We start from the raw sequence: 10,850 nt of genomic DNA, 5'->3' as shown, positions 1-10,850 counted from the left end.
ACAAACTCCGTCTTCTGATCGCTCACGGTAACAGCACTCCAAGGCATGGAACTCTCCCGGGCATCTAGTCCGGAAAAGTGTCACCCATGTCCTCGTACACCTGTTACCTATCTGTCCGGTCCATACAAAAGCGCCCCCTCGGGGGGCAGCAAGCCGAAGGCGCAGCGTGGGGGCCCGCCCGCCGCCGAGCCGCCTCAAGGCGGGCGCGCCCCCTCGGGGGGCAGCAAGCCGAAGGCGCAGCGTGGGGGCATTTTTTGACATTAATTTGACGGCTTGCCGGTATGCTTGCGCGTCCCTGAAACGGGCGCTGGTATCGGCCGCTTGAGCCACCCCCCATCGGCGCCACTCCCGGAGCCGCTTTTGCGCCGTCTTACCGTTCGCTTTGTCATCTCCGTGCTGGTCATGCTCACCCTGAGCCGGCTGGCGCTGTCGTTCTGGCTTTGGGAGCGTGTGCAGGACGCCGGCGGACTCTGGCCCATCCTCATGGGGGGCTGGCGTATCGACCTCTGCCTGATCGCCATGGTGATCGGGCTGCCGGCGGCGCTGTCGCCGTGGTTCGGTCATCGCCCGCTCGCCGCCCGGCTGACGGCCTGGTGGTATCGCATCTGGTGGATGCTGTTCGTGCTGCTCGAGGTGTCCACGCCCCAGTTCATCTCCGAGTACGACACGCGGCCGAACCGGCTCTACTTCGAGTACCTGGTGCATCCGCGCGAAGTGGCGGCCATGCTTTGGGAGGGCTACAAGGGCGTGCTGTTCGCCTCGGCGGTCTTGCTGCTGGCGGCGGCGTGGCTGGGGTTCCGGCTTTTCCCGGTGGGCCGCGCCGATGGCTTCATGCGCTGGTGGAAACGACCCTTGGTCACGCTGGCCGTCATTGCCGTCTGCGTGCTGGCCGGGCGCGGCACGCTGCAGCACCGGCCGATCAATCCGTCGGTGGTCGCGTTCTCCAGCGACGCCATGGTCAACACGCTGCCGCTGAACTCGCTCTATAACGTCTTCGATGCGGCCTACCGCATGCGCGACGAACGCTCATCGGCCGCGCTGTATCCGCTGATGGAGACCGACCGCATGAACGCGCTGGTGCGCGAGGCCGCCGGCCTCACCGGCCCGGCGCTGGATCCGGCCTATCCGAGCGAACACGTGCAGCGTGCCACGGTACGCCGCGACAAGCCGCTCAATCTGGTGATCATCCTGCAGGAGAGCCTCGGCGCCCAATACGTGGGCAGCCTGGGCGGACGCGACCTGACGCCGAATATCGACGCGCTCGGTCAGCAGGGCTGGATGTTCGGCCGCGCCTATGCCACCGGCACGCGCTCGGTGCGGGGCATCGAGGCCGTGACGGCGGGCTTCCTGCCCACGGTCGCCGAAGCGGTGGTGAAGCTGCCGCGCTCGCAGAGCAACTTCTTCACGCTGGCTGGCGTGCTGGGCGCGCATGGCTACCGTTCCCGCTTCGTGTACGGCGGCGAATCGCACTTCGACAACATGCGCGGATTTTTCCTGGGCAACGGCTTCAACGAGATCGTCGATCGCAAGGCGTTTGTCGATCCGGTGTTCGTGGGCTCGTGGGGCGCCTCCGACGAAGACATGTTCAATCAGGTCGACCGGCTGCTGCGCGCCGATGGCGACAAGCCCGTGTTCACGCTGGCGTTTTCGGTGACCAATCACTCGCCGTGGGAGTACCCGGCGGGCCGGATCGAACCGCAGGGCGATCCCGCCACGGTCGAGAACACCGTGCGCTACGCGGACTGGGCGTTGGGCAAGTTCTTCGAGCGCGCCCGCCAGGCGCCGTACTGGGACAACACGGTGTTCCTGGTGATCGCCGACCATGATTCGCGCGTGTATGGCGCAAACCTCGTGCCGGTGCGGCATTTCCAGATCCCGGCGCTGATCCTGGGGGGCAGCATCGCGCCGCGCCGCGATGACCGCATCGTGAGCCAGATCGACATGGCGCCCACGCTGCTCTCGCTCATGGGCCTGGACAACGTCAATCCGCTGCTGGGCGCCGACCTGACGCAGCGCGATCCGAACCGCGCCATCATGCAGTACGGCGACAACTTCGCTTATCTCAAGGGCGACACGCTGGCCGTGATCGAGCCGCGCAAGCCGGTCCATATCTACAACTACCGCCGCGCGCCGCTCTCGGACGAAGAAGGCTACGACGAGCTGCCGGCCAATCCGGCGCTGGCCGACGAGGCGCTGGCGCATGCGCTGTGGCCGAGCTGGGCCTATCGCGAGGAACGCTATCGCCTGCCGCCTCAGGACGCCGCGCGGCGCTGAGCCCAGGCGAGGACCGAGAGTAAAGCCCCCACGCCGCGCCTTCGGCTTGCTGCCCCCCGGGGGGGCTTTTTTGTCTTGGGGCGGCCCAAGACAAAAAAGCCCCTGGCGACGCGCCTTCGCAAGGCGCGCCACCCGGGGCTTTGTCATGCCTGACCGGTCGGGATCAGATGCGTGCCGGCAACACCGTGCCCGCGGCCTGCCCGAAGGCGATGCGCGGGTAGCCGGGTTTTTCGCAGTGCGCGCGGATGATGATCTCGTCGCCGTCCTGCAGGAAGGTGCGCGACTCGCCCCAGGGCAGCGCGACCGCGGTCTTGCCGCCGTTGCTCAATTCCATCAGCGAGCCGGCCTCGTCGGGCTGCGGACCCGACAGCGTGCCGGTGCCGAGCAGGTCGCCGGGTTGCAGATTGCAGCCGTTGACCGTGTGATGCGCGACCAGCTGCGCGACGTTCCAGTAGGCATCGCGGAAGTTGCTCGACGACAGCTTGGCCGGCGCCTGCTTCGCGCCACGCGATTGCTCGGTGGTGAGCAGCACTTCCATCTGCACGTCGATGGCGCCCTCGGCGCGGTTCGCGTCGGAGCTCAGGTAGGGCAGCGGCTGCGGATCGGCGGCGTCGCGGCTGTAGGCGACGCGGAAGGGCGCGAGCGCCTCGAGCGTGACGATCCAGGGCGAAATGGTCGAGGCGAAGTTCTTCGACAGGAAGGGGCCGAGCGGCTGGTATTCCCAGGCCTGCAGATCGCGGGCCGACCAGTCGTTCAGAATGCACATGCCGAACACATGCGACTCCGCCTGATCCAGCGGCACACGCTCGCCCAGCGGGTTGGCGCTGCCGAGGAACACGCCGAGCTCGAGCTCGTAGTCCAGGCGCTTGCACGGACCGAACTGCGGCGCCTCGCCTTCGGCGGCCGGGCGTTGCTGGCCCACCGGACGCGGGAATTGCTGGTTCACGCCGATGCTGGAGGCCCGGCCGTGGTAGCCGATCGGCACCCACTTGTAGTTGGGCAGCAGCGGATTGTCGGGCCGGAACTGCCTGCCGATCGCGGTAGCGTGGTGCACCGAGATATAGAAGTCGGTGTAGTCGCCGATCTGGGCGGGCGTGGTGAACTCGGCGTCGGCCTGCGGCACCAGCAGCGGCTCGATCAGGCCCTGCAGCGGCGAACCGGTGCGCAGCGCGCGCGAGAGCGCCAGGCGCAGCGCCTGCCAGGCCGGCTGGCCCAGCGCCATCAGCGCATTGACGCGCGTTTCGCGACCGGCCTGCAGCGCGGCCCGGGCGTCGCCATCGAACGGTGCGCCCGGATTCGCGTCCGCCAGCGCGGCCAGATCGACGATGGCGTCGCCGATCGCGACACCGACGCGGAAGGCTTCCTGCGTGCCCTTGCGGCGGAACGCGGCGTAGGGCAGGTTCTGCAGCGGAAAGCCGTTGGCCGGGGTGTTGGCGCTGCTGACCCAGCTGGTCAGGGCGGGATCGTGGGTTTCGTTCAGGGTAGTCATGGGTCGCGGTGTCTCGGTTCCAGGAGGAGGGAGGGGGTCGTGCGCGCTGCCAATGACAACGCGGCAATGGCGCACCATTGCCGCGCAGCCATCGGGCGCGGGCCGGCGGCGAGGCCGGCGCTTATGCCCGTTCGGGATTGAAATGCTTCTTCAGGCCTTGCCAGCACTGGTAGTAGTCGCCCTGCAACTGCGGCGATGCCAGCGCGTGCGCGGTCGGGCGGATCACCCGGCGCGTCTCGAACATGAAGGCCATGGTATCGCGGATGTAATGCGGCTTGCTGGTGTCGGCCACGCTCGCCTTCTCGAAGGTGTCGGCGTCGGGACCATGGCCGCTCATGCAGTTGTGCAGGCTGGCGCCACCCGGCGCGAAGCCCTCGGCCTTGGCGTCGTACACGCCCTGCACCAGGCCCATGAATTCGCTGGCCACGTTGCGGTGGAACCAGGGCGGACGGAAGGTGTTTTCCATGGCGAGGATGCGCGGCGGGAAAATCGCGAAATCCAGATTGGCCGTGCCCGGGGTGTCCGACGGCGAGGTCAGCACCGTGAAGATCGAGGGATCCGGGTGGTCGTAGCTGATCGAGCCCACCGTGTTGAACAGGCGCAGATCATACTTGTAGGGGGCGTGCGTGCCGTGCCAGGCCACGACGTTCAGCGGCGAATGCGTGAGCGGCGCGCGCCAGAAGCCACCGGTGAATTTGGCGATGAGTTCGAAGTCGCCTTCGATGTCTTCGTACCAGGCGACCGGCGCCAGGAAGTCGCGTGCGTTGGCCAAGCCGTTGGAGCCGATCGGGCCCAGTTCCGGCAGGCGCAGCGGCGCGCCGAAGTTTTCGAGCAGATATCCGCGCGCCTGGCCGTCGAGCAGCTCCACGCGCAGGCGCACGCCGCGCGGGATCACGGCGATCTCGCAGGGCTCGAGCTCGATCAGGCCGAGCTCGGTGGCCAGGCGCAGGCGGCCGAGCTGCGGCACGATCAGCATCTCGGCATCGGCGTTATAGAAGAAGCGGCCGTCCATCGAGCGATTGGCGGCATACAGATGAATGCCCACGCCCGCCTGTTCGTCGGGGCTGCCGTTGCCGCCCCAGGTCTGCACGCCGGCCACGAAATCGGTCGGCGCGTCGGGGATCGGCAACGGGCTCCAGCGCAGCTGATTGGGCGTGACGGGGCCTTCGCCGAACGTCGAGCGCCACTGCGGCGCGCCCTCGAACGGCGCGAAGGGCTTGTGCACCACGCCCGGACGGATGCGATACAGCCAGGAGCGGCGATTCTCGGCGCGCGGCGCGGTGAAGGCCGAGCCCGACAACTGTTCGGCGTAAAGGCCGTAAGGACACTGCTGTGGCGAGTTGCGGCCGTGCGGCAGCGCGCCGGGCAGCGCCTCGGTGGCGCAGGCATTGCCGAAGCCGGACTGGTATTGCAGGGGCATGGTTGTCTCCTGGCGGCGCCGCGCGAGGGGGGCGGGCCGGGGTTGTTATGAGGTGGCCGGACGTGGCGCCGGACCATGCGTCATTCTGCGCAAATTCCCCATCGTTGGATACGGGAATGTATAAATACAGATTATTCACATCATGAATAGTGGCCCCGTGACCGACCTGCGCGCGCTCGATCTCAATCTGCTCGTGATCCTGCAGCATCTGCTGCAGGAGCGCAGCATCTCCGCCGTGGCGCGCCGCCTCGATCTGTCGCAGCCCGCCGTGAGCAACGCGCTGCGGCGTTTGCGCACGGCTTTCGGCGACGAGCTCTTCGTGCGTACCGGACAGGGCATGCAGCCCACCCCGCGCGCCGAACGCATGGCGGGACCGGTGAGTGAGGCGCTCGATCTGCTCTCGCATATGGTCGACGAGTCCGACGAGGCTTTCGATCCCGCGCACAGCACGCGGCGCTTTCGCATCGCCATGACCGACGTGGGCGAGATTCATTTCATGCCCTCGCTGATGGAAGCGTGCGCGCGCGTCGCGCCGGAGGTCCGCATCGACTCGCTGCGGCTGCAGGGCGCGGATCTGCAGCGCGAACTCGACGCGGGGCGCGTCGATCTGGCCGTGGGGGCCTTCGCGGAGCTGGCGGGCGGCGTGGTGCAACGCATGCTGTTCCGTCAGGGCTACGCGACCCTGTTCCGTGCTGGTCATCCGAGCGCGCGCGCCGGCATGAGCCTGAAGGCCTTTCGCGCCGAGCGCCATCTGGTGGTGTCGCGGGCCGCGCCCTACGGGCAGGTGAATCAGTCGCTCGAGCGCGCAGGCGTGCGGCTCGAGGCGCACTTCAGCGTGCCGCACTTCGCGGCGGTGCCCTACATCGTCAGCACCACCGATCTGCTCGCCACCGTGCCGCAGAAGCTGGCCGCCAGCGCGGCGCCACACTTCGGCTTGCAGATCCTGACGCCGCCGATCCGCGTGCCGGCGCTACAGACCAATCTGTACTGGCACCGCCGCTTTCAGCGCGACGGCGGCAATCAATGGCTGCGCGGATTGATCGTCGAGACCTTCGCCGATCGAGTCTGAATGGTGGCCGGCGGCTGGGCCGCGCATCGGCGCCCGACGCATCGGCGCCCGACGCATCGGCCGACGCGACGGCGCCCGGCGCCGCCGCGCCCGGCATTCATTTCGACGTCGCGGCCAGGCTGGCTGGCGCCGCGGCATGCCCGACGGTCACGGCAAGGTCCGGGGTGTAGACCATCAGGCCGCGCGCCTGCCGCAGTTCGAGATACTGACGCAACACATGACGCCAGCGCGGCTCGGCGACCACGTCGCGCCACACGGCATCCAGTTCACGCGGGTCGGCGTCGAGCCCGGCATCGAGCCGCTGGGCGTAAGCCACCGTCGCGGGCGCCGACAGCAATTGCATGCGGCTCGCCGCCGTCAGCAGCCGCACCGCCGGCTCGGGCGGCGAGTCGCAGCAGTACAGAATGGGCGGCGCGGGGCTGTCGGTCTGCGCCGACAGCGCGGCCAGCGACGCGCCGCTCAGGCGCACGGGGCCGTCGGCACTCTGGAACGCATAGTCGAGGCTCGTATCGGCCGCGGCGAGCAGATTCAGGCCGCGCAGCAGCCGAAAGAGGTCGGTGGCCGCCGCGTCGGGCGAGGCCTTGACCTCCACCACCAGGCATACCTCCCATGCGGTATCCGGGCCGGCGTCCGCGGCTTGCCGCAGCACCAGCACGTCCCACTCGCCCTTGGCGCGATCGGTGCTGGCCACCAGCGAGCCGGGCATGCGTGCCGATCGCACGGTGCGATACACGTGCGTGGCGGTGGCCGCGGTCAGACCGCGCGCGAGCGTGGCGAGCGCGTCGGCGGCGGCGGCTTCGGCCACATTGCCACGGCGGCGCGATGCGGCGCCCTGTGCATAGGCGTCGGCGCTGCCGGATTGCGGACCGTGTTGGGCGCACAGCGCCAGATAGGCCTGAACCCGCGGATGGGCGGCCAGCGCGGCGTAGCGGCGCAAGCGGGCAAACGCGGCGTCTTGCGGCAGGTTTTGCAGCGCGGTCAACGCCGGCGCGCTCGCTTCGCTGGCCGGCATCGCGAGCACGGCCGCCAGCGCGTGATGCAGCGCGGGCCAGTCTTCTGCGCTGGCTGCCGCGTGCAGGCGGGAGAGCGCCGCGCGGCCCGCGTCGTCGGCCATGCGCTGCAGCCGCGCCGGATGGGCCGCGGCGTTCACGATGGCTCGCACGGTGCGCCGGTCCTGTTTGACGCCACCCGCGAGGCTCACGTATTCGGCCACTTCCGCGGAACGCTGTCGCAACAGAAGCGCCTGGAACACCGAGTCCTGTTGCCATGCCTCGTCCACGACGCGGGCCAGCGCGCCGACGAAGGCGCGTTCTTCTTCCGGCCCCGGTGCCATGCCCGCGTCGACGCAGGCCCGCGTGCGCTCCAGCGCCAGGGCGAGCGCCGTCTCGGCGGTGTCGTCGTCCGCCAGTGCGGCCGGGGTGGCTGGCACCGCATAAGGGCGTGGCACACCGCGCAGCAGATCGTGCAGCAGGGGGCAGGAACTCATGCGCCCCATTGTAGGGGCGCATGTCCGCTTTTGGTCCGCCGGGCGACGGGCCCGGCGGGGCAGCGCGGTCGTCTCAGGCGGAAGCCGACCCGGTGGCGACCGAGGCGCGTGCGTGGGCCAGGGCTTCGGCAATCACGCTCATGTCGCCGATGTGATTGGCCAGCAGCAGGATCAGCGCGGCGTTGAGTTCGCGGCTCTGCGCATCGCTGAGGTCGCGGTGGGTCTCGATCAGGGCCTCGTAGAAACCGTCGGCCGAAGGCAGGTTGGGCGTGGTGATGAGCGGCATGGCGGTCCTCAGTGCGTGCAGGTGGCGCGTGCCAGCGCCTGGTCGAGCGCGGCGTCGAGCGTGGCGGCATCGTGGCCACGCCAGCGCGCGGCGATGTGCTGGTCGGGGCGGATCAGGTAGCAGGTGCCCGGTTGCGCGTCGTAGCGGCGGGCCAGCAATCCCTCGGTGTCCTCCACGCGCAGCACGCCGGGTGGCGCCGTCCACGTCGCGCCCGCCGGGGCGACCACGATCGCGCGCACCGGCACGGGCCGGTCGGTCTGGCGTTGCAAGGTCTGCACGAGCTCGGAAGAGGGCGCCTCGGCGCCGCCGAACAGCACCACATTGAACGCGGTATCGAGCTGACCCAGCCACCAGGGCTGGCCATTGCCGCCCGCGACCGGCGCATCGGCGGCAACGGCGCCGGGCGCCATCGTGCCGGCGAACGCGTCGGCGTCCGGCGTGTTGAGCGGCGAGTCGCGATAGGTGGCCGGCAAGGACAGACGGCCGCTGTTGACGAGCGTGCGCGCGAAGGCGTGATCGCGCGCCAGATTCAGCACCGCGTTGCGGAACGTCCGGCTCACCTCGCTCTTGGGCGTGATGAAGTCGGTAGAGCGCGACGAGTTGAGAATGTTCTCGTCGGCGGCGTACTCGCGTTCGGTCGCATAGGTGTCGAGCAGGGCCTCGGGCGCATGCCCGGCCAGCACGAGTCGCAGCTTCCAGGCGAGGTTTTCGGCATCCTGCACGCCGCTGTTGGCGCCGCGGGCGCCGAACGGCGAGACACGGTGCGCCGCGTCGCCGGCGAACAGCACGCGGCCGTGGCGGAACGTGTCCATGCGTTCGCAGGCAAACGTGTACACGCTGACCCATTCCAGCTCGAATTCGGTATCGGCGCCGAGCAGCGCGCGGATGCGCGGCAGCACGTTCTCGGGCTTGACCGCCTCCACGGGGTCGGCATTCCAGCCCAGCTGGAAATCGATGCGCCAGACATTGTCGGGCTGCATGTGCAGCAGCACCGATTGGTTGGGATGAAACGGCGGATCGAACCAGAACCAGCGTTCGGCCGGGAAGGGCGCGCTCATCTTCACGTCCGCGATCAGGAAGCGGTCTTTGAAGATGCGGCCATGGGCCTCCTGGCCCAGCAGCTTGCGCACCGGCGAGCGGGCGCCGTCGCACGCGATCACCCATTGCGCCGCCAGCGTATAGGGACCATCCGGCGTTTCGACGGTGACGAGCGTGTGGTCGTCCTGGGGCTCGATGCCGGTCACGCGGTTTTTCCAGCGCAGCTCGATGTTGGGCTCGGCGCAGGCCTGCTCGTGCAGATAGCCTTCGGCGTAATACTGCTGCAGATTGATGAAGGCCGGGCGGCGATGCCCCGACTCGGGCAGCAGATCGAAGCGCCACACTTCCTGGTCGCGGAAGAACACCTTGCCCACGTTCCACGACACGCCCTTGTCGACCATGCGCTGGCCGATGCCCAGGCGGTCCCAGATTTCGAGGGTGCGTTTGGCAAAACAGATCGCGCGCGAACCGGTCGACAGCCGGAAGTCGTCGTCGAGCACCAGCACGGGTACGCCCTGGCGCGCCAGGTCGATCGCGGTGGTCAGCCCGACAGGGCCCGCGCCCACGATGACCACGGGGTGCGTGGCCGGCGCGGTATCACGGACGTGCGCATGGTAGGCGAACTCCAGCGCCTGGTAATCGATGTCTCCCACGAGTGTCTCCTGCGTGGTGTGTTTGTCTTGGGCCGGAGCTGGCGCATCGCGCGCGGCCGCGGCCGGACGGCAGTCATCCCGGCGCGCCCGGTGGGGCCGCCTGCGGACTGCTCATATAGGTATCGGTCAAACAAGACGCCGCGCAGAGCGCGGCGCCAGCATGCATCAGCCTTCGAGCTGCTTCCACATTTCGATGTCGCGCTTGTCGGTCCAGATGCGCGGATCGTCGTGGCCGGTGGCCTCGTCGTAGGCGCGCGACACGTTGAACGGCATGCAGTGATCGAAGATCACCCAGTCGCTGTAGCGCGGCTTCATGAAGTCGTAGGCCTGGCGATAGATGGTCTTGAGGTCGAGGCCTTCGGCCACGCCGCGGTTGACCACGGCGTACAGGTCGGTCAGAAACGCGCGCGTACCGGCCAGACCCTGGCGCACTTCGGTGGCGCTCTTGAGCGCCGGACCCCGGCCCGGCACCATCTTCTCGGCGCCGAAGGCGGCCAGCGCGTCGAGCGTGACCGGCCATTGACGGAAGTAGGCGTCGCCGCAATACGGCGTGGACTGGTACTCGACCAGATCGCCCGCGAACAGGATCTTCTGCTCGGGCAGCCAGGCGATGGTGTCGCCCTTGGTGTGGCCGCGGCCGATCTGCAGCAGCTTGACCTCGAGGTTGCCGAGGTTGACCGTCATCTCGCCCTTGAAGGTCATGGTCGGCCAGACCAGGCCGGCCGGAATCGACTCGGCGTTGCGGAACAGGCGGGGGAAGCGGCCGATCTCGCTGGCCTTGTCCTGCTCGCCGCGCTCGGCGATCAGGTCATAGGTGTCGCGGCTGGCGAGGATTTCCTGGGCGTTGTAGGCCGAGGCGCCGAACACGCGCACGGCGTGATAGTGCGACAGCAGGATGTACTTGATCGGCTTGTCGGTCACTTCGCGCACGCGAGCGATCACGTCTTGCGCCATGACCGGCGTGGCCTGGGTGTCGACCACCATCACGGCGTCGTCGCCGATGATGATGCCGGTGTTGGGATCGCCTTCGGCCGTATAGGCATAGGCGTTGTCGGACAGCTTTTCGAACGAAACGACTTTGTCCTGCAGGTCGCCGTGCGACGCGAATTGCTTGCTCATGGAGTCTCCTGCCACA

Annotated in this window: 8 protein-coding genes; 2 read left to right on the top strand and 6 right to left on the bottom strand. The window is 68.6% G+C overall.

Features of this window, described 5'->3' with window-relative positions:
- Nucleotides 1-360 precede the first annotated feature (360 nt).
- Nucleotides 361-2,274 (top strand): LTA synthase family protein, encoded by a 1,914-nt coding sequence (locus tag CAL25_RS22015; RefSeq protein WP_249279202.1) that lies wholly within the window; start codon nt 361-363, stop codon nt 2,272-2,274.
- Between the two features lie 163 nt (nt 2,275-2,437).
- Here the strand turns inward: CAL25_RS22015 and fahA are convergent, their stop codons facing one another.
- The gene (fahA, locus tag CAL25_RS22010) at nt 2,438-3,763 is read right to left on the bottom strand and encodes a fumarylacetoacetase (protein WP_094804035.1); all 1,326 of its coding nucleotides are present in this window, start codon (nt 3,761-3,763) and stop codon (nt 2,438-2,440) included.
- A gap of 121 nt (nt 3,764-3,884) precedes the next feature.
- Complete coding sequence (gene hmgA, locus CAL25_RS22005; protein ID WP_094804033.1) at nt 3,885-5,183, bottom strand: homogentisate 1,2-dioxygenase; 1,299 nt, start codon at nt 5,181-5,183, stop codon at nt 3,885-3,887.
- A gap of 142 nt (nt 5,184-5,325) precedes the next feature.
- Between hmgA and CAL25_RS22000 the strand changes: the two genes are divergently transcribed.
- Nucleotides 5,326-6,252 carry a LysR family transcriptional regulator gene (locus CAL25_RS22000; RefSeq protein ID WP_432759261.1) on the top strand — a complete coding sequence of 309 codons (927 nt, stop codon included), beginning with the start codon at nt 5,326-5,328 and terminating at the stop codon, nt 6,250-6,252.
- 97 nt (nt 6,253-6,349) lie between these two features.
- Here CAL25_RS22000 and CAL25_RS21995 read toward each other — a convergent pair whose 3' ends face one another.
- The 4 genes from CAL25_RS21995 to CAL25_RS21980 form a co-directional block, all read right to left on the bottom strand.
- Entirely contained in the window at nt 6,350-7,738 is a 1,389-nt protein-coding gene (locus tag CAL25_RS21995) for a 3-deoxy-D-arabino-heptulosonate 7-phosphate synthase (protein ID WP_141217979.1), read from the bottom strand.
- Between the two features lie 73 nt (nt 7,739-7,811).
- The gene (locus tag CAL25_RS21990) at nt 7,812-8,024 is read right to left on the bottom strand and encodes a DUF2783 domain-containing protein (protein ID WP_094804029.1); all 213 of its coding nucleotides are present in this window, start codon (nt 8,022-8,024) and stop codon (nt 7,812-7,814) included.
- An 8-nt stretch (nt 8,025-8,032) separates the two neighbouring features.
- Complete coding sequence (locus CAL25_RS21985; RefSeq protein ID WP_094804027.1) at nt 8,033-9,715, bottom strand: FAD-dependent oxidoreductase; 1,683 nt, start codon at nt 9,713-9,715, stop codon at nt 8,033-8,035.
- Between the two features lie 165 nt (nt 9,716-9,880).
- Nucleotides 9,881-10,834, bottom strand: a complete 954-nt coding sequence (locus tag CAL25_RS21980) for an MBL fold metallo-hydrolase (RefSeq protein ID WP_094804025.1) — start codon at nt 10,832-10,834, stop codon at nt 9,881-9,883.
- Between the last annotated feature and the right edge of the window lie 16 nt (nt 10,835-10,850).

The organism is Bordetella genomosp. 5 (assembly GCF_002261315.1).
In the GTDB taxonomy this organism is placed as follows: domain Bacteria; phylum Pseudomonadota; class Gammaproteobacteria; order Burkholderiales; family Burkholderiaceae_B; genus Bordetella.
This window is presented reverse-complemented; position numbering and strand designations above follow the sequence as displayed.

Coding starts and splice junctions, on each gene's coding strand:
- CAL25_RS22000 (WP_432759261.1), top strand. CDS start 5,326: ATGAATAGTGGCCCCGTGACCGACCTGCGCGCGCTCGATCTCAATCTG.
- CAL25_RS21990 (WP_094804029.1), bottom strand. CDS start 8,024: ATGCCGCTCATCACCACGCCCAACCTGCCTTCGGCCGACGGTTTCTAC.
- fahA (WP_094804035.1), bottom strand. CDS start 3,763: ATGACTACCCTGAACGAAACCCACGATCCCGCCCTGACCAGCTGGGTC.
- CAL25_RS21995 (WP_141217979.1), bottom strand. CDS start 7,738: ATGAGTTCCTGCCCCCTGCTGCACGATCTGCTGCGCGGTGTGCCACGC.
- CAL25_RS21980 (WP_094804025.1), bottom strand. CDS start 10,834: ATGAGCAAGCAATTCGCGTCGCACGGCGACCTGCAGGACAAAGTCGTT.
- hmgA (WP_094804033.1), bottom strand. CDS start 5,183: ATGCCCCTGCAATACCAGTCCGGCTTCGGCAATGCCTGCGCCACCGAG.